18 protein-coding genes and 1 other RNA gene are annotated in these 17,697 nt (G+C 57.0%); 7 read left to right on the forward strand and 12 right to left on the reverse strand.

Features of this window, described 5'->3' with window-relative positions:
• Positions 1-39 precede the first annotated feature (39 nt).
• From AC1EKG_RS06315 to AC1EKG_RS06330, 4 genes are all read left to right on the forward strand, one after another.
• On the forward strand, positions 40-630 hold the full coding sequence (locus AC1EKG_RS06315; protein WP_101485930.1) for a DUF6318 family protein: 591 nt from the start codon (positions 40-42) through the stop codon (positions 628-630).
• Positions 627-1,466, forward strand: coding sequence for a hypothetical protein (locus AC1EKG_RS06320; RefSeq protein ID WP_101485931.1), 840 nt, complete (start codon positions 627-629; stop codon positions 1,464-1,466). Before AC1EKG_RS06315 ends, AC1EKG_RS06320 begins: the two co-directional genes overlap by 4 nt.
• Positions 1,467-1,663: 197 nt before the next feature.
• Positions 1,664-3,178, forward strand: a complete 1,515-nt coding sequence (locus AC1EKG_RS06325; protein ID WP_101485932.1) for a zinc-dependent metalloprotease — start codon at positions 1,664-1,666, stop codon at positions 3,176-3,178.
• Between the two features lie 85 nt (positions 3,179-3,263).
• Positions 3,264-4,217: a hypothetical protein gene (locus AC1EKG_RS06330; RefSeq protein WP_101485933.1), complete on the forward strand. Its 954-nt coding sequence runs from the start codon at positions 3,264-3,266 to the stop codon at positions 4,215-4,217.
• On the opposite strand, the gene AC1EKG_RS06335 is transcribed toward AC1EKG_RS06330, so the two are convergent.
• Entirely contained in the window at positions 4,195-6,255 is a 2,061-nt protein-coding gene (locus AC1EKG_RS06335) for an ATP-dependent DNA helicase UvrD2 (protein WP_278614517.1), read from the reverse strand. The two genes, AC1EKG_RS06330 and AC1EKG_RS06335, sit on opposite strands and share 23 nt — an antisense overlap.
• 20 nt (positions 6,256-6,275) lie before the next feature.
• The gene (nudC, locus tag AC1EKG_RS06340) at positions 6,276-7,226 is read right to left on the reverse strand and encodes an NAD(+) diphosphatase (RefSeq protein ID WP_048706849.1); all 951 of its coding nucleotides are present in this window, start codon (positions 7,224-7,226) and stop codon (positions 6,276-6,278) included.
• A gap of 58 nt (positions 7,227-7,284) precedes the next feature.
• On the opposite strand from nudC, the gene rph reads away from it, so the two are divergent.
• Both rph and rdgB read left to right on the forward strand, forming a co-directional pair.
• Positions 7,285-8,019, forward strand: coding sequence for a ribonuclease PH (rph, locus tag AC1EKG_RS06345; RefSeq protein ID WP_040315296.1), 735 nt, complete (start codon positions 7,285-7,287; stop codon positions 8,017-8,019).
• On the forward strand, positions 8,012-8,635 hold the full coding sequence (gene rdgB, locus AC1EKG_RS06350; protein WP_481067786.1) for an RdgB/HAM1 family non-canonical purine NTP pyrophosphatase: 624 nt from the start codon (positions 8,012-8,014) through the stop codon (positions 8,633-8,635). The genes rph and rdgB overlap by 8 nt, the downstream gene beginning before the upstream one ends.
• 3 nt (positions 8,636-8,638) lie before the next feature.
• Here rdgB and AC1EKG_RS06355 read toward each other — a convergent pair whose 3' ends face one another.
• Genes AC1EKG_RS06355 through AC1EKG_RS06370 form a run of 4 tightly spaced genes read right to left on the reverse strand, consistent with a single transcriptional unit; the run spans position 8,639 to position 11,148 of the window.
• Positions 8,639-9,442, reverse strand: a complete 804-nt coding sequence (locus AC1EKG_RS06355; protein ID WP_278614515.1) for an MBL fold metallo-hydrolase — start codon at positions 9,440-9,442, stop codon at positions 8,639-8,641.
• A gap of 10 nt (positions 9,443-9,452) precedes the next feature.
• Positions 9,453-10,256, reverse strand: a complete 804-nt coding sequence (gene murI / locus AC1EKG_RS06360; RefSeq protein WP_101485997.1) for a glutamate racemase — start codon at positions 10,254-10,256, stop codon at positions 9,453-9,455.
• A gap of 9 nt (positions 10,257-10,265) precedes the next feature.
• The gene (locus AC1EKG_RS06365) at positions 10,266-10,865 is read right to left on the reverse strand and encodes a DUF2017 family protein (protein WP_101485939.1); all 600 of its coding nucleotides are present in this window, start codon (positions 10,863-10,865) and stop codon (positions 10,266-10,268) included.
• 1 nt (position 10,866) lies between these two features.
• Positions 10,867-11,148, reverse strand: a complete 282-nt coding sequence (locus AC1EKG_RS06370; protein WP_101485940.1) for an ATP-dependent Clp protease adaptor ClpS — start codon at positions 11,146-11,148, stop codon at positions 10,867-10,869.
• A 118-nt stretch (positions 11,149-11,266) separates the two neighbouring features.
• On the opposite strand from AC1EKG_RS06370, the gene AC1EKG_RS06375 reads away from it, so the two are divergent.
• A complete protein-coding gene (locus AC1EKG_RS06375; RefSeq protein WP_101485941.1) occupies positions 11,267-12,619 on the forward strand; it encodes a nicotinate phosphoribosyltransferase in 1,353 nt (450 codons plus the stop codon).
• On the opposite strand, the gene AC1EKG_RS06380 is transcribed toward AC1EKG_RS06375, so the two are convergent.
• From AC1EKG_RS06380 to smpB, 6 genes are all read right to left on the reverse strand, one after another.
• Complete coding sequence (locus AC1EKG_RS06380) at positions 12,616-13,362, reverse strand: apurinic/apyrimidinic endonuclease family protein (protein ID WP_278614514.1); 747 nt, start codon at positions 13,360-13,362, stop codon at positions 12,616-12,618. The two genes, AC1EKG_RS06375 and AC1EKG_RS06380, sit on opposite strands and share 4 nt — an antisense overlap.
• 57 nt (positions 13,363-13,419) lie before the next feature.
• Positions 13,420-15,183 (reverse strand): DEAD/DEAH box helicase, encoded by a 1,764-nt coding sequence (locus tag AC1EKG_RS06385; protein WP_101485998.1) that lies wholly within the window; start codon positions 15,181-15,183, stop codon positions 13,420-13,422.
• Positions 15,184-15,218: 35 nt separating this feature from the next.
• Positions 15,219-15,536 (reverse strand): DUF3039 domain-containing protein, encoded by a 318-nt coding sequence (locus AC1EKG_RS06390; RefSeq protein ID WP_231288199.1) that lies wholly within the window; start codon positions 15,534-15,536, stop codon positions 15,219-15,221.
• A 164-nt stretch (positions 15,537-15,700) separates the two neighbouring features.
• Positions 15,701-15,985 carry an HU family DNA-binding protein gene (locus AC1EKG_RS06395; protein ID WP_004807577.1) on the reverse strand — a complete coding sequence of 95 codons (285 nt, stop codon included), beginning with the start codon at positions 15,983-15,985 and terminating at the stop codon, positions 15,701-15,703.
• Between the two features lie 715 nt (positions 15,986-16,700).
• Positions 16,701-17,069, reverse strand: a transfer-messenger RNA (tmRNA) gene (gene ssrA, locus AC1EKG_RS06400).
• A 69-nt stretch (positions 17,070-17,138) separates the two neighbouring features.
• A complete protein-coding gene (gene smpB, locus AC1EKG_RS06405) occupies positions 17,139-17,669 on the reverse strand; it encodes an SsrA-binding protein SmpB (RefSeq protein WP_004807576.1) in 531 nt (176 codons plus the stop codon).
• Between the last annotated feature and the right edge of the window lie 28 nt (positions 17,670-17,697).

Consider the following 17,697-nt stretch of genomic DNA (forward strand, 5'->3'; position numbering starts at 1 on the left):
TGTTGCGGGGACAGAAAAGCATCCGGTAACTTTGAAAATGTGAAACATGCAACGAAGCATCTTACTGCTGTCGCAATAGTTGGCGCCCTCCTTTGCGGCGGCTGCGCCACCCACGCGGATTCCTCCCCCAAGCAATCCCCGACCAGTTCTCAAAGCCGCTCACAAAAACCAACCCCAAAGTCAGGGTGGGAAGACGGACCGCCAACCCTCCCCATAGAGGCCCAACGCAACACTCAGGAAGGCGCGATTGCCGCAGGTGAATACTTCATCAAGACTCACGACTATGCCGTCCAGACCGGAGATACCGCGCCAATGCAACGGGCCATCGCCAACGAAGGACTCGCACCGAAGGAAATCGCCCATCTAAAGGCCAAAATCAAGAAGATTGGTTTGTGGGTAAGCGATCGAGCATCCATGAAATTCGTAGCATCAGAACCCAGAGACGGCGGAGTTTTGTACGTCCAATACCTTGTACATAATGCCCCACAGACTTCAGTGGATGACCCCACAAAGAAGAACAACGGAGCGATGCTGGACTACGGGATCAACTTCCTCTACATAGACGGAGCCTGGAAAGTAAAAGAATATGGCATCCGCGAGGCTAAGAACATAGGAAAGACTGGGCAGTGAGAGGTAGAGAGCGGGCTACAGCCTTACTAATTACCGTGCTCTTAGCAGTCCTATGCGTCCCCTCCTACGCATTAGCGTCAGACGTTGATGGTCAGTTAGACGCCCTAGTCAAAGGCGATAAGTTCTTCGTCGAAGCAAGCCAGTCAACTCCTGGCTACGGTGGTTCTACCGGATATTCGAATCAGAGCTATCAGCCCAAGGTGGGCGCGCCCGCAACGCCTGATACCCATGTTCAGGATCCCTTCCCCTGCAGCGACACATTAGCCTTAGCATTTGGCTCACTTACCTGGGCTTATGAGTCTCTCTTCCCCCTGTGTCCGCCTGAGCCCACCTCTACTGCGCAGGCTCCTACGCCAGTTCAACTGGCTCTAGCAGCTGTACCAGCCCAAGTACACAGATGGGTGCAAAGCGCCGACCTGCAGGCGCCCGCGGTGCGCCGTCAGCCGGACACCGATGCAGTTCTGCCAGGCAATCCCCCGGTAATCGCCTATACGACGGCAAAACCCCAAATCCAAACCATCAATGTGGGGCCAATAGAAGTGACTCTCAAAGCTCGCCCCATTAAATACGAGTGGGACTGGGCAGACGGAAAAACTACCACAACCACTTCCCCAGGATTGCCCTACCCAAACCAAAACATCACTCACCCGTACGCCCCAGCAAAGCAGCGGCGAATCACACTAACCACCACCTGGGAGGTCTACTACCAGGCAGCCGGTCACCCCTATCAGAAAGTTGACCAGCTAATGACCACTACCTCAACTTCCACCCAATTTCGCGTCCGCAATACCAGCACCGTCCTCACAGATGACGCCGAGAAACAACAGGGGCACTAACCCGTCTTCTAAAAGAAAAGAGCTCATCTGCACAGCATCGGCAGGTGCACCCGGAACTGTCTAATCGCCCTGCCGCTCCAATATGCCTGCCCCGCGCAATGCTCACTTCCTCCGATGGCGATAAGTCCCGCCCCCGTAGCGAGGTCAAATGCCTTGCCCTGTAAACTGGTCGCAACCGACAAGTGGGGGAATCGAAAATGGCCGACTCTAACAGCAACGACGACCTATCTGGCATTGAGCAGATGCTACGCCAGCTACTGGGCGACGAGGCCGCTGAACGCATGCTAGAGCAGATGCGGCAAAGCGGGCTGGATCCTCAAGCTATTACCGGAGGCATGAACCTGCCGAAGGATCCCACCCAGATTCAACACTTAATACAGTCTGTAACCCAGTTGTTCTCTGGCTCATCTGAAGCCCTGGATTGGGATATGGTCTCGCAGATTGCCATCCAAACCAGCTCCACAAAACCGGACCCGGCCCCAACCGCCGCGCAGGCCGCCCGAGCACGTGATGCACTGTCAATCGCTGACCTGTGGCTCGATTCAGTGACGGTGTTGACCCCCGGAAGGGCAAATAGGCACGCATGGTCGCGCGCCGAATGGATCAGGCAAACACTGCCAACCTGGAAAGTCATGTGCATGCCAGTTGCCACCCACGCCGCTGACGCCATGACCGATGCCCTCTCGCAGCAGCTCGGCCGAATGGGACTCGATCAGGCGGAAGGCTCCTTCGCAATTCCCGGCCTTGGCATCTCAGGAGCCCTAGGCAAGATGAACCCAGCGGACATGGTTCGACGAATGTCCGGATCCGTGTTCGCCATGCAAATCGGGCAGGCCATTGGAACTCTTGCAGGCCAAGCCCTAGGCTCTACCGATGTTGGGCTGCCCCTCTCTGACGACTCACTTACCGCCTTAGTGGTTTCAAATGTGGATGATTTTGGAACTGATCTGGGAATCGGCGCTGATGACGTGCTGCAGTACCTAGCGGTGCGCGAAGCAGCCTCGGCTCGCCTTTACAACGCTGCCCCGTGGCTGCGCTCCTACCTACTCCGAGCCATCAGCAAATACTCTGCTCAAATCCAAATAGACTTCGACCACATTGAGCAGACGGTTCGCGATCTAGACTCCATGGATCCGGCCCACATCCAAGAAGCCATGTCCTCCGGCATGTTCTCGCCTACCTCCTCCGAGGCACAAGAACAGGCCAAAAAAGAGGTCGAAACTATCCTCGCGGTAGTCGAAGGGTGGGTTGAAGAAGTAACCGCCAAGGCGTGCAGCGCCTATCTTCCCGCCGCTGCCCCACTACAAGAGATGATGCGTAGGCGCCGCTCTCAGGGTGGCCCCGCTGAGCAAGTGCTAGCCCAGCTAATGGGTCTAGAACTACGGCCGAAACGTGTCCGCGATGCAGCTAAACTCTGGCGCGTTCTTGGCGAGAAAGTGGGCCAAGCCGAGCGGGATAAGTACTGGTCCCACCCCGACGTGATGCCCACAGCAGAAGAGCTGGACAACCCGGACTCATTCCTGGAGGGGCGCCAAAAAGCAGCCGAGGCCGACGCCCAGGTAGATGCCGAACTAGAAGCGCTACTAGACGGCACCTTGGGGTACGCGAAAGGCCTAGATGCTGGCGACGAATCGGCCGGACAGCAGCAGATCGAGGAATCCCAAGACGAGGACTCTGCAGACTCCGGTGACTCTGACGAGCCCCACGAGTAGGTTATCCACAGGCTTTTCCACAGCATTTTTGCTTCTGCCATAGCAGCTACAAACTCATGAAACCCTTGACCTGTTAGGGGGAATCATGAGATTGAAGCCAGGAGTTCCAATCGTTTCGCTTCCCGGCGGGGCGATACAGCTTGGTACCGCACCGCCACTCGCCTGCCGGTTAGAAGGGCTAACTAGGCAGCAGCGCAACTACATCCACGCCCTCGGAAGGGCAAAGACTGGAACAAAACGCAGGCGTGCCCTTCCCCAAGAGGACTATCAGCAAATCTGGAGCCTCCTGTCGGAAGCCAACATGGTCTGGCACGGGCGAACCAGGCCGGCCGGGACGGATCAAGAGTGGTGGGTGCGGCAAGAAGGATCAGCAAAAGGAGTGCAGGCCCGCGCCTACTTGCGCACCAGAATCGAAGGCCTAGATCCTTTAGGCGCACACACCGCCGTACTCTTGTCGAAGGCCGGCTTCCTCCGCGTCGATCCGAAAGATCCTACAGCTGTGAGCGACCAGGATGTTGGACTGTTTTACCGCGCCGAGGACGTAGGCTCCCCACGCGCGCAGCTAGTACGGCAAAAGATAGCCCCCACCGCAACGCCCTTTCGCGGGCCGGCCAACTTTGCCATTCTGATCTCTAGTCCGGCAGCGGACGCAAGCCGGTCTCTTCCCTACATGTTCGACGGGATCCCCCACCTGGTTGTGACCGTGCTAGATACTTCTATCGAGGTGGGCCCGCTAGTCATGCCTTCAGCTTCACCGTGCATCAACTGCGTTGACATTGCCAAGCAACGAAAAGATCCGCTGTGGGCCAACCTGAAATGCATGCTGGGCAAGACCCTTCCCCAACGGGCCGAATCTATCCTCACTTTTGCCGTGGGCGCGTTTATCGTGCGTCAAGCTGCTGATTTAGCGCGGGGCCGCATCCCTGACACCGTGGGTGCTACCTGGACTTTTACAACCGACAGCCCAATTCCAACCTACCAGCATTGGCAGGTTGAACCGGGCTGCGGTTGCGGAGCTAGTCTGCAGCCAAGTCAGTAAAATTAGCCAGGGTTTTCTTTGCCATGCGCGCCGGATCCTCGCCGCGCACAACCGCCAGTATTGCTGCCCCATACTGGTCGAGTTTTACCCTGCCAATCCCGCGAATCAGTGACAGTTGCTTGACCGTAGCCGGACGCACAGTGGCGGTATCCCGCAAGGTCACGTCTGTAAGCACGGTAAAAGCAGGCTTAGATATCCCCTTCGCTACTGCCGCACGCCACGTGCGTAACTTTTCGAAGAGTTCCTTCTCTTCTGGGCTTGCTTCCTCTTCAAATTCCTTCGCGGCCGCCCTTCCCGTTGCTTTGCTGAGCGCGGGCGTCCGGGATACTTCCCGTGGCCAAATCCCATCAAAGAACCGGGAAGGCTTTCTGGTGGACCGCCGCCCCTCAGAACGAGCCTTGGCATAAGAAACGTGCAGATGGTCGCGAGCCCTGGTGACAGCCACGTATGCCAGGCGTTGTTCCTCAGCAATTTGTTGCGGAGTCTGCGCCTGCGAGATGGGGAATAACCCCTCGGATACCCCCACAAAGAAAACGGCATCCCACTCAAGGCCCTTGGCAGCATGCACTGAAGACAGAGTCACACCATTTATTTGCGGCGCGTTCGCCGAGGCGGCCCGCTCTTCCAGTTCTGCAGCAAAATCGCGCAGGCTTAGCCCCTTTTCGGCTCGGTCTTCGCCTAGCTTTACGAGGGCGTCCAGCGCGTCCCAGCGTTCCCGCACTGCGCCCGTACCTGCCGGCGGGGACGCCGTCCACCCCACCGAGGAGGCGGCATCGGCTACGGCTTGGGTTAGCGGGATCGGGGAGCCAGCTTTGGCCATAGACCGGATGAGGACCATTGCCTTGCGGATTTCCTGCCGATTGAAATATTTTTCGGCTCCGCGCACTAAGTAGCCAATCCCAGCTTCAGACAGTGCCTGCTCAAATGCCTGCGATTGGGCGTTTATTCGATACAAGATGGCCTGGTCAGCCAGGTTTACCCCACTATCGCGCAACTTAATAATCTGCTGCACGACTGCCCGGGCTTCGGCCTCGTCGTCGCTGTAGACGTGGTATTGCACAGCCTTTCCAATTTCCCGTTGGGTTTGTAGCTGCACTGCGCCCTGCAACTTACTGGTGCCCCTGCCCATGTTGCGCACAATCCGGTTGGCCAGAGACACCACCTGCGGCGACGACCGATAGTTGCGAACTAGCTCAACTTCTCCGGCCCCCGGAAAACGCTTGGGAAAATCCACCAGATATTTTGAAGTAGCCCCGGTAAAGGAGTAGATGGTCTGGGCAACATCGCCAACTACGCATAGGTTGTTGCGCGAACCGACCCACTGGTTGAGCAGTTCTTGTTGCAGCGGGGACACGTCCTGATATTCGTCTACCACGAAGTGTTTGTATTGCGCCCGCACTTTTGCGGCTATGTCCCCCCGCTCGGCAAGCATCCCCACGGTTAGCAGAAGCACGTCCTCAAAATCGATGACGCCGCGTTCGCTCTTCACGCTCTGGTATACCGTAAGCAACCGAGCGGTCTGCTCCGCCGTAAGCTCGGCAGGCATGTCCCGCCCTAGCTCTGTAACCGTCTGCACGTAATCAGACGGACTGATCAAAGACACTTTGGCCCACTCAATTTCGGATGCCAAATCGCGCACCGTAGTTTTATCCGCGCGCAGGCCCAACCTGGAAGCAGCCGCCGCTACGAGCGGCGCCTTGTGGTCAACAAGATTTGGTGGGGGGCCGCCGACCGCTGTGGGCCAGAAATACCGCAGCTGCCGCAGGGCTGCCGAGTGGAAAGTGCGCGCCTGCACCCCCGGCACTCCTAGGGCGCGCAGCCTGGCAGACATCTCTGATGCCGCCCTGGTAGTGAAAGTAACTGCCAGCACGTCATGAGTGTCGTAGACACCGCTGGCAACCGCGTAGGCAATCTTGTAAGTGATAGCCCGAGTCTTGCCAGTACCGGCACCGGCCCTTACCACTAACGGCCCCGTCACCTGCTGGGCTACCCTGCGTTGTTCCGGATCGAGGGCGTCAAGCAATTTGGCAGGTTCCATGGTCTAGATTGTGCCTCCTACTACTGACAGATGAGACTAGCGCCCTCCCCTTCAGGTCTGGGAAGCGGCTGGCCTAGCCAGCGCTCGATCATGCTAGCAGCGATTGTGGTATCGGAGGGAACAATTATCTGTTGCTTCTTAGCAAGCGAAATAAATTCTTCTCTGGTGACGAACTTGGCCCACCCGATTTCGTCCTCCTGGCACACTATGTCCGCGTCCGTCGCGGCTGTGGTCGCAGTAAATGCCAGCATCAAAGAGCGTGGGTATGGCCAGGCTTGCGAATATAAATACTGCACGTTACAAACGCTCAATCCCACCTCTTCGGCAATCTCGCGGTGCACCGTCTCTTCTGCAGCTTCACCTGCTTCTACGTAACCGGCCAGAACAGAAATACGGCCCTCCTGCCAGGCAATATTGTGTGCGATTAGGAGCCGATCCTGCTCATCAATGACCGAACAGATAATTGATGGGTCAGTGCGCGGATAGCTTATTTTGCCGCATCCGGAACATTTACGTTCCCACCCGCCTGCTTGCGCAACGGTATTGGCCCCACACACTGGGCAGTATGCGGCCCCCGAGTGCCACACCGCGAGCGCAATGGCTGCCGATGCGAGCGAAGAATCTGCCGGGCTTAGTAATGCTCCTACCTGGCGGATTGAGCTGATCCGCCGCCCCCTAAAGGAATCTAGATCCGAAACGTGGCAGCCAAGTACCGGCTTGCCTTCGACTTTGCCCAGAAAGAAGATCCGCCCCTGTGCAATAGCTTGGGTGAGGCTGGAGAATTCCCGCCTTATTTCCGAGGGCGTCAGGGCAGCTAAAGCGGGTTTGTCCTCTTGTCGCAACAGGACGCGCCGCCGCATGTCTACCGCTATTACGGGGGCTGCAGCCGCAAGGGCTGCTAGGTCAACATTTGCTCGGTCTTGACTGGCTGCATCTATGCCACCGCGGGCTAGGGGAAGTTTTTGCACCATGCCTTTACACTATTGCTTCCGGGCTGGCTCTGCCTGCGCGCGCCTGTATGGTAAAGGTATGACTAGTAGAGCAGACGGACGCGAAGTAGATGAGCTTCGTAAGGTAGAAATCAAACGCAATTGGCTAAATGAGGGCGAAGGGAACGTACTGATTTCCTTTGGTAATACCACTGTGCTGTGCGTGGCTTCTCTGACAGAAGGGGTGCCCAGGTGGCTCAAGGGACAGGGACGCGGTTGGGTAACTGCCGAATATTCGATGCTGCCCCGCGCCACTTCGACGCGCTCCCAGCGCGAGTCTAGGAAGGGCAAGATTGGCGGCCGCACCCACGAGATCTCTCGACTGATCGGCCGTTCGTTGCGCGCCATCATCGACACTGAGGCACTTGGCGAGAACACTATTGTGCTTGACTGTGACGTGTTACAGGCGGACGGGGGCACCCGTACCGCTTCTATTACTGGCGCTTATGTCGCCCTCGTGGATGCGGTGCGTTATGGCCAGAAGCAGGGGCTGATCCGCGCCGATGGGAAGAACCCCGTGCTGACAGATTCGGTTAGTGCCATTTCGGTCGGCATCATTGACGGAGAACCCAGGCTAGATTTGCCTTACGAAGAGGACGTGCGCGCCGAAACTGACATGAACGTGGTAATGACTGGTTCCGGCAAGTTCGTAGAGGTCCAGGGCACCGCAGAGGGCGCTCCGTTTGATCGTTCCGAATTGGGCAAGCTGCTAGATCTGGCTGAGGCCGGATGCGCTAATCTGGCCCAACTACAGAAGGCTGCCCTGGATGAATAAGCTCTCTGACAAGGTGAAGCTGGTACTTGCCACGCACAACCAGCACAAGTTGTTTGAACTGCACCAGATCTTGGCCGAGGAATTGAATAATTTTGATCCTGACGCCGTCGTATCTGCGGCTGGGCTGGGTGCACCTGAGCCCAAAGAAGATGGGGTGACTTTCGAACAGAATGCGCTGCTGAAGGCTCACGCACTAACTGATGCCACCGGGCTGCCTGCGATTGCGGACGATTCGGGTATCTGCGTGGACGTTTTAGGTGGAGCCCCGGGGATCTTCTCGGCCCGGTGGGCGGGACGCCACGGCGATGACGCCGCTAACTTGGACCTGCTTTTAGGTCAACTAGCTGACGTGCCCGATAAGTATCGCGGTGCCGCCTTCGTGTCCGCTGCGGCCTTGGTTCTGCCCGATGGCACCGAGGTTGTACGCATGGGTAAGGTATCTGGCCAGTTATTGCACGAACGCCACGGCGAGGGCGGGTTTGGTTACGACCCGATCTTCCGTCCTGACGGCTACGAGGTAACTACCGCACAGATGAGCCCCGAGCAGAAGAACCAGATCAGCCACCGTGGCATCTTGTTTAGAGCCTTGGCAAAGGACATTGCCCCGCTCTTGTAGCTGCTACAGCAGGTAGGTCTTGCCATCTTCGGCAAGGCCTACTTTGGCGTTAAGGAGCCCCGCAGTTCCTGCCAGCTGTTCGCCCTCTGGGCTCTTTAGGAACCCTTCGGCCTCGTCCAGGCATACGCTGGCATCAGTCCACGGTTGGATGTGGGTTAGCAGCAGCTTGCGGGCCTGCCCCTTGGCTGCAACGCGGGCAGCCTTGATGCCGTTTAGGTGTATTCCTTCGGCAGTGTCTTCGCTAGTGAAACCGCATTCGCACAGGAACAGGTCCACCCCGGCGCATGCCTCTACCGCGCCGTCACATTCGTCAGTATCGCCGCTGTAGCAAAGAGAAGCCGTGCCGCCGCCCTCAGCCGGCCCTTCAACGGTGAGCGCGTATGCCTCGACCGAGTGGTACACAGCAGTGGAGCGAACGTGCAGGTCACCTATCTGCACATCCGCCGGTAGAGGGCGAAAATCAAACACGTCCGCGTAAGTTTCAGAAGTGTCAGGGTTGCCCTCGATACCGCGAACTCGCTCCAGGATTCCCGAGGGCGCATAAACGGGTACCGGCTTCAGCTTTCCTTTGGGGTGCCAGCGGCGGTAAACCTGCATCGACAAAATGTCGGTGCAGTGATCAGCGTGCAAGTGAGAAAGGAAGATCGCGTCTAGGTCCGCCGGATCTGTGTGACGCAGCAAAGCCCCGAATGAGCCGGGCCCCATGTCCATAACGATCTGTGTGCTCCCAGCCGAAACCAAGTAGCTGGAAGCTGCAGAATTCGGACCAGACATGGATCCTGATGCGCCAAGAACGGTGAGCTTCACTTCGTCACTCCTAAGTGCTTTCTGGAATTACCGGAATGCCCGGTCCCATAATCCGTTTTGCCAAAGACAAGAACGGTTCAGTGGGACCCGTGCAAGTAAAACGGTGTGCAGGTTCGCCGCGCGTGGCCTCGAGGTTGCGGACCATTAGTTCGCGGTAGACGTCAGCTGCCGTCTCGTCCGAGGACGACACCAACGTCACCTTCGAACCCATGACGTAACTGATTGCCCCCTGCAGCAGCGGATAGTGGGTACACCCTAGGATCAGCGTGTCCACCCCAGCTTCTTTTACCGGTTGCAAGTATTCTCTAGCGACCTTAAGAACCTCGTCGCCAGTGGTGATGCCAGATTCTACGAATTCCACAAACCGCGGGCACGCCTGCTGCGTAACATGTAATCCCGGAACAGCAGCCAGAGCATCCGCATAAGCGCCAGAGCGTACCGTGGCCTTCGTGCCAATAACACCGATGCGATTGTTACGAGTTGCCTCAACTGCGCGCCTAGCTGCCGGGCGGATTACCTCTACAACGGGGATGCCCGCCTTGGCGGTGTAGCGTTCGCGAGCGTCGTGCAGGACCGCTGCGGTAGCAGTGTTACAAGCAATGACAAGCATCTTCACGCCGCGTTTCGACACCAGATCGTCCATTACCGCCAGGGCAAGTTCGCGCACCTGCGGAATCGACTTCTCGCCATAAGGGGTGTTTGCGGTGTCTCCGACGTAGTACACAGATTCATGCGGCAACTGGTCGATGACGGAGCGGGCCACAGTTAGCCCACCTAAACCAGAGTCAAATATCCCAATCGGCGCATCGTTCACCATTCAAGACTACGTTGGTTGAGTGCTTGCCTCCATGCGCTCTATCAGTGAAGTCTGCCACCACCCCAACGCAGAATAGACGGAGGCCACAAAAACATTGCGTTGTTCTTCTGATGGGTCACAATTTTGGGGACCAAACTGCTCCTGCACGTCGGCCACCCCCACCCCGCCGGGAGTCTCGGCATGTATTCCTAAAGCCCCCGAGATGGAAAGACGCAGATCGTTTATGCCAGCAAGCCACTGCCACAGTTGCTCTTCGGGAACGAAAATTTGCCCGTCTGGCCCCGAAGGTTCCGCCAGTTCCCTTTCAAGAACCTGCAAACGCTCCGATTTGACCGAACGCAACGAATCCTCGGTCAAAGCACGCAGCTGGGCCGCAATCCTAGGATTCTCGGACAGTGGGGGCAGCAATCGGCGAAGAGACAGCGAATTGGGTTGCTCGCGTTCTTCTTCCGGTTCCAAAGCGCGCAGCGCCTGCAACAGTTCCCCACTGGGCAAAGGCGCGTCGAGGGCGCGCACAACCTCGGCGATTGCCTGCAAGAGGATTCCGCGTTCTTCCCTGCTCACCCGCGCAAGGTAGCCGCCCTCGGCACTGGTAAAAGCCTGCATGTTAGCCCTCGCGTTGCTGCGAAACGGTAGCGGAAATACCGTATTCGTGTAAGGCGGCGGCAATCGCCTCTGCGCGCTCACGCGGGCCGGTAGCTACCGAGACCTTCCCGCGCTCCCGCAATAGGGCAACCTTTTCAGTAGCAGCTTCAAGACTGAGCCCAAATTGTTTCACTAGCACCCGCTGCAAATACGGATCTAGATTCACCGGATCATCCCAGATCTGTACCGACCAGGCATGCTGTGCCGCTAGCTTGGGCTGCATCTGGGGTGAACTCTGACTCATGCCACTAGAGTAAACAGGTTTCGGCTCAAATATTGGCAAATGAGACAGTCAAAGGTGTCTTGAAGCCATTTTTGCCCTATTTCAGGACTCTTCGAAGCGATGAAAGTACACTGTGCATATGACTGCCTCACCAGTAACGTCGCTTTTGACGGATATGTACGAACTGACAATGATCGACGCGACTTTGAAAAGTGGCATTGCGCAACGGCGCTCAGTGTTCGAACTTTTCGGCCGAAAACTGCCTTCGAAAAGGCGCTTCGGCGTAGTTGCGGGTACCGCTCGCATCCTGGAAGCACTGCAACGCTTCGAGTTCCAAGACGAGCAAATCGACTACTTGGCTAAGGAAAAAATCGTCTCGGACGATTGCCTGGACTTTCTGAAGGATTTCCATTTTTCCGGTGACATTATCGGCTATCCCGAGGGCGAATGTTACTTCTCGGGGTCGCCGCTACTTACCGTCGAATCCACTTTTGCCGAGGCCGTGGTCCTGGAGACCCTCGCCCTGTCCATTTTGAATCATGATTGCGCGGTGGCTTCAGCAGCCTCCCGAATGACCATTGCGGCACACGGTCGCCCCTGCATGGATATGGGTGCCCGTCGCACCCACGAGCGGGCCGCTATTTCTGCTGCTCGCGCCGCTATCATTGGTGGGTTCAAGGGCACCTCAGACTTGGAAGCTGCGAAACGTTACGGCATCCCTGCCATTGGTACCGCAGCCCACTCCTTCACCTTGATTCATGACACCGAAGAGGACGCCTTTGCGGCACAGATTGAGTCGCTGGGAACCGACACCACCCTGTTGGTCGACACCTTCAACGTAGCCAAGGGAGTCGAAAAGGCAGTCCAGGCTGCCCGGGACGCTGGCGGCGAGCTCGGCACCGTTCGCCTGGACTCTGGTGACCTGGTGGCCCAGGCCTTTACCGTGCGCGGCCAACTAGACTCTTTGGGCGCCACTGACACCAAGATCACTGTCACCTCTGACCTGGACGAATACCAGATTGCGGCGCTGGGGGCGGCCCCGGTTGATTCCTACGGCGTTGGTACCCGCTTGGTCACCGGTTCGGGCATCCCCACCGCAGCCCTGGTCTACAAACTGGTAGAACACGAAGGGCCCGACGGCTCTAGGGTGCCGGTAGCCAAGAAGTCCTCATCGAAGGCCACCGTTGGCGGCAAGAAGTGGGCAGGCCGTATCCGCAACGAAGAAGGATATTCTTCCGAGGAAGTACTTGTAATGGCCGACTGTGAAAAGGACGCCCTGGCCGAACTCAAGAAGCGGGGAGCTCGCCCTCTGCAGGTGACTTACGTAAAGGATGGCGTTATTGACGAATCCTTCATGGGCGCCCAGGCCTTGCAGGATGCCGCGGAAAGGCACATAACCGCGCGCAACGAACTTCCCTACCAGGCGTGGCGGTTGTCCGAGGGCGACCCGGCGATCACCACCACATACGTCGATATTTCCACGAAGGGCTAGCTCTGAAGCAGGGCGGCGAAGGATTCGCGTTCTTTGTCGCCCTGCTGATCAGAAATGCCGTCAAGGGCAATGACTCCTGTGAAGTTGTCTTTTTGCAGGTGTTCTAGCAGATCTTCCACGTAGGCCTGCCGCTGGCGCGGAGAAATCTTCAAGTCGCGCTGCAACCGCACGTAGCTGACGCGATCAGCTACCTGCGGGTAGGCTGCCTCCATCGGGTGCACGCCACAGGTTAAATAGCTGAGCGGGTCAAATACCAACGAAAAGCTTTCTTCGGTGAAGCATTCGGCCAGGTCCAATACTCGCGTGGGCACGTCCCCGTAGTATCCCAGCGCGTTCGCGTGTAGATAGACCATCTGGGCTTTCGAAACGACCTCTATTATTTGGCCAATGCGCTCAACTACCTCGCCTTTGAAGCGGTCCGGATTGGCCCTGGCCGGGATTTTAAACGAATAACCACAGATTTCTTTACAGCCAAGGCGAGCAGCCACCTCTACGGCTCGGTGCACCCGCTCCATCGAATAGTCGGCATCTACCGGCATGGTTGCCAAGTCGGTACCCAACGCATAGGCCTGCATGTCGTATTGGTCTAGCAGATCGCGGATCTGCTGGATCTGGCAGTCGGGCAAGTCTAGGATGGTCCTCCCGAATGCGCTCCGCAGCTCAACCCCGGCGACGCCGAGCGAATTCAGCCTACCTAGTTGGTCTTCAGGGCTATCGGTCAACAGGCCAGCAACACGCCACATGAGAGTTCCTTCTTCCACGAAAAACGCCACTACAAAAAGACGTCTCCGGTGCCCATTTTACCTTCTTCCGACAAACCAATCCTGAAGTTTCGAGATCCGAGCCTGAATTTGCTCGGTGGTTGCCTGAGCTACCGGCGGCCCCCCGCAAATGCGTCGCAATTTAGCGTGGATTGTCGAATGTGCCTCCCCGGAAGAACGCGCCCATTTCGCCACTAGCTTGGACAGTTCCTTTCGCATCTGCGCTCTAGCTCTGTGGTCGGCAATCCCGGCGTTCTTTGACCTGGTCATGGCTGCGGCCTGCGCTTTGCGCTGCTGAGCCATCTGCTTAGTTTGTCGATCGTGCAGCAAGGTTACTACTTGATCCGGTTCTAGGAGGCCTGGAATGCCCAAGAATTCCTGTTCTTCTACAGATCCCACTTCGGCGATGGTGCCAAAATCGGAGCCGTCAAAAAGTACGCCAGCGAATTCTGCACCCGAATCTATTGCTTCGAAGCCTCCCAGCAGATCTGAAGAGGCGCTCTCGTTCCTATTCGCCATTGCCAGAGCACGTTCTTCGGCACTCATTTGGCCGTCTTCTTCAGCCTCTGGCTTGTTCAAGGCATGGTCGCGCTCCACTTCCAGAGACGCGGCAAGGTCCAGCAGTGGGGCTACAGAAGGCAAGAATACCGAGGCCGTCTCCCCACGTTTGCGCGCACGCACAAACCTACCGATAGCCTGCGCAAAGTACAGCGGCGTGGATGCCGAAGTTGCATAAACGCCAACTGCTAGGCGAGGTACGTCTACGCCCTCGGACACCATGCGCACCGCAACCATCCAGCGGTCCTTGGAATCTTGGAACTTATCAATCAGTTCCGAAGCGCCGTCATCATCCGACAAGACGACTACTGGCGACTTCCCTGTGATGCGCGCCAGGTGCCCGGCGTAGGCACGAGCCTTAGTCTGGTCGGAGGCAATAACCAGCCCCGCTGCGTCCGGAATTTGTCGACGCACCAGATCGAGGCGTTGGTTGGCAGCAGAGAGTACCTCCTGGATCCACTTTCCATTCGGGTCCAGAGCGGTACGCCACGCCTGCTTAGTCATGTCTTTGGTCAGCGGTTCGCCTAGCCGGGCCGAAATCTCGTCTCCCGCGCTAGTGCGCCAATGCATCGACCCGGAATAGGACAAGAAGATGACCGGGCGCACTACCCCGTCGCGTAGTGCGTTGCCGTACCCGTAGGTGAAGTCTGCCTTCGACCGCTTGATACCCTGCTCGTCCTCGGCGTAACGCACGAAGGGAATCGCAGAGGTATCCGAGCGGAACGGGGTACCTGTAAGAGCCAACCTGCGAGTAGCTCCCTCGAAAGCGGTGCGAATCCCGTCTCCCCAGGACTTCGCGTCGCCGGCATGGTGAATCTCGTCAAGAATCACCAGGGTTCGGAATTCGCCCGTACGCTGCTGGTGCACTCGGGGATTGGCCGCAACCTGCGCGTAGGTAACCGCTACCCCATCAAAGTGGGATCCTGCCCGCCCCTGAGAGTTCTGGAAGGAGGGATCGATGTGAATACCGACTCGCGCTGCGGCATCGGCCCACTGCACCTTCAGGTGCTCGGTCGGGCATACGACAGTCATCTTGTCGACCACGCCCGAACCGATCAGTTCGGTAGCAACACGCAACGCAAACGTAGTTTTACCTGCGCCGGGAGTAGCAACGGCCAGAAAATCCTGCGGCGCGGTGGTCAAGTATTGTTTCAGCGCAGCAGCCTGCCAAGCGCGCAACGACCCCGCAGTCCCCCATGCCGCCCTCTTCGGGTATGCAGGAGGCAGCTGCTCTGCTGCGAATATTGAAACTTGTTGGGGTTGGCGCTGATGTTCGGCGCTCACTCGCCGTCCGCCCCGAAAGGCCAGTTCGGTCCGAAGTTCTTCATCTGTTCGTGGATGGCCTTGCACTTGGGACACACTGGGAAGCCGCTAGGGTCCCGCAACGGTACCCACACTTTGCCGCAGAGGGCGACTACGGGCGAACCGGTAACGGCAGAGGCCGTGGCCTTGTCCTTACGTACGTAATGTGCGAAGCGCTCGTTGTCCCCATCGCCCTTGCTTGGTTTCACTTCTGTTTCTGTGCGCTCAAGCACTGACGTAGACGAGCCCGGGTCACCTTGCGCGCCGGACATGTTCCGTATTCCAGAAATGATCATGCCCCCAGTCTAACTATTTGATTTGCCCTTGGCTTGCCACCATTGCCCACTTTTACCCATTTTCGCAGTTAGCAAGGTTTTGTGTATCTCGTCCTCACTTGCCCCCGAACATAAAGAAGAGGACGGGTTACCCCGTCCTCTTCAAAGTCTTAGCGAAGTTTTATTTACTTCTTGCCAACTGCCTTCTTCAGGGTGGAGCCAGCGGAGATGCGAACGCCGTAGCCAGCAGGAATCTGGATTTCTTCCTTGGTGCGGGGGTTACGGCCGGTGCGTGCTGCACGCTCGACGCGCTCAACCGACATCAGGCCAGTGATCTTTACCGGTTCGCCCTTGGACAGGTTTTCAATAAGGATTTCCTGGAAGGCGGCCAGAGCGGAATCGGCCTGAGCCTTGGTCAAGGATGCGCGGTCAGCAATGCTCGCGACGAGCTCGGTACGATTTACGGACATTATTTTCCTCTCGTGTAGATAAAGAGTTAGGCACCCGCAGGGCCTACTTGTTCAACAAGTTCCGCCCTTATCGTATAGCTATTACAGCCACTTTGGCCCGAAAAATCGGCCCAAATGCACTGTTTCTCACTATTGTTTCCGGATTGTAGGATCAGATTGACAGAACCAGTCGTACAGGGCACCATACTACCCCCTTTAAGGCATTATTTCGCAAGAGACCTGGAATCTTTTGCCAGATAAGCCGCCCTCCGAACTTCGGAGGTGGCATTTTCTACACACTTGTCAGTATAGTGAGGCTGAAATAATTCGACATTTTCTGAACTCAACTCTGAAATTATCCACTCATTTAGAAAATAGATATGTTTGTTCACTATTTCTTACAGGTGGAAAAATATATTTATAAACAGTAGTGCATATTTTAGAGGGCGAGGCGGTTTCAGCATCCCGAACATACTTACCCAGGGGCATCACAGAGATCGAGCCATGCCGACCTTCACCACGTCGAGCCTGGGCAGTTTCAGGTTTGCCGTTACCGGCTTCGAGGCGGGCGAAGACTGTTACTACCGCGGTTCCCCTTTATATAGCTGGGTCTATTTTAGGTCTATTTTGTTGCACACTAGCGACTATAGACGCACATCGACGCACATTGCCCCTTCAGCCTTTTCCACACTATTGCAACGAAAAACCCCGCCATTCCAACAGAATGGCGGGGTAATAGTGGAGATGCGGGGAATCGAACCCCGGTCCGGCGGCCGGCCCTTAGAGCTTCTCCGGGCGCAGTCTGCTAATGATTTTCTTGGCCTTACACATTCACACAGACAAGATGTGTAACAGGCCCAGCCATCTAAGTGTCGTTACGCAGCCGATGGCGTGCTACGCAACCAGTGGCCCTCTAGACGACGCCAGGTCCAGGTCGAAGGCACTCCCTGGGCTGACGGATTCGCTTCGTGCTTAGGCAGCGAGAGCGAAATCGGTGCGATTGTGTTCGGCACCTATTGTTTTGTGAAGAGCGTTAGCGAGTGGACTTCACATCCTCGGCCCGCTTCCTCTAAACCGACGACCACCGTCGAAACCGATCATCCCCTATGTAGTTTTCAAACAGCAAAAACTGCAAGAAAACATATTAGCATCGCCCGTTCAGGCCAGGCAAGAGTTAATCCCAGTTGCCAGTGCGCTCGTATTCACGCATGGCCCGCAACGATTCTCTCTTATCCTGTGCCTCCCGCAGGGCCTGTCGCTTATCCCAGTCCTGTTTACCGCGAGCCAGTGCTATCTGCACTTTTACCCGCCCTCGGACGAAGTACAGTTCCAACGGGACTACCGTGTATCCCTTTGCCTGCACGTCCATGGCCAGCTTTTCTATCTGCCGCTTATGCAAAAGCAACTTCCGCTTCCTACGCGGAGAATGATTCGTCCACGACCCCGACAGATATTCGGGAATCATCGCTCCCTGCAGCCATGCTTCCCCGCGGTCCAGTTCTACCCACGCCTCGCCAATGGAGGCTCGGCCCATGCGAAGTGCCTTTACCTCAGTTCCCATAAGAGAAAGGCCCGCTTCGTACGTGTCTTCAATGAAATAATCGTGACGCGCCTTCTTATTACGCGCAATCACCTTCACCGCGTCAGCTTCCGCCTTAGCCTTTTGTGCCGCGCTCTGCTTCTGCTTCTTCCATTCCTTAGCCATAACTCACCCCCAAAAAGTGCGCTAGCTA

The organism is Winkia sp. C0117E2 (assembly GCF_056590455.1).

Bases quoted from the DNA above. Each gene is read 5' to 3' on its own strand.
- AC1EKG_RS06325 (WP_101485932.1), top strand. From the start codon at position 1,664: ATGGCCGACTCTAACAGCAACGACGACCTATCTGGCATTGAGCAGATG.
- AC1EKG_RS06330 (WP_101485933.1), top strand. From the start codon at position 3,264: ATGAGATTGAAGCCAGGAGTTCCAATCGTTTCGCTTCCCGGCGGGGCG.
- AC1EKG_RS06335 (WP_278614517.1), bottom strand. From the start codon at position 6,255: ATGGAACCTGCCAAATTGCTTGACGCCCTCGATCCGGAACAACGCAGG.
- nudC (WP_048706849.1), bottom strand. From the start codon at position 7,226: ATGGTGCAAAAACTTCCCCTAGCCCGCGGTGGCATAGATGCAGCCAGT.
- rph (WP_040315296.1), top strand. From the start codon at position 7,285: ATGACTAGTAGAGCAGACGGACGCGAAGTAGATGAGCTTCGTAAGGTA.
- rdgB (WP_481067786.1), top strand. From the start codon at position 8,012: ATGAATAAGCTCTCTGACAAGGTGAAGCTGGTACTTGCCACGCACAAC.
- AC1EKG_RS06365 (WP_101485939.1), bottom strand. From the start codon at position 10,865: ATGCAGGCTTTTACCAGTGCCGAGGGCGGCTACCTTGCGCGGGTGAGC.
- AC1EKG_RS06370 (WP_101485940.1), bottom strand. From the start codon at position 11,148: ATGAGTCAGAGTTCACCCCAGATGCAGCCCAAGCTAGCGGCACAGCAT.
- AC1EKG_RS06375 (WP_101485941.1), top strand. From the start codon at position 11,267: ATGACTGCCTCACCAGTAACGTCGCTTTTGACGGATATGTACGAACTG.
- AC1EKG_RS06380 (WP_278614514.1), bottom strand. From the start codon at position 13,362: ATGTGGCGTGTTGCTGGCCTGTTGACCGATAGCCCTGAAGACCAACTA.
- AC1EKG_RS06390 (WP_231288199.1), bottom strand. From the start codon at position 15,536: ATGATCATTTCTGGAATACGGAACATGTCCGGCGCGCAAGGTGACCCG.
- AC1EKG_RS06395 (WP_004807577.1), bottom strand. From the start codon at position 15,985: ATGTCCGTAAATCGTACCGAGCTCGTCGCGAGCATTGCTGACCGCGCA.
- smpB (WP_004807576.1), bottom strand. From the start codon at position 17,669: ATGGCTAAGGAATGGAAGAAGCAGAAGCAGAGCGCGGCACAAAAGGCT.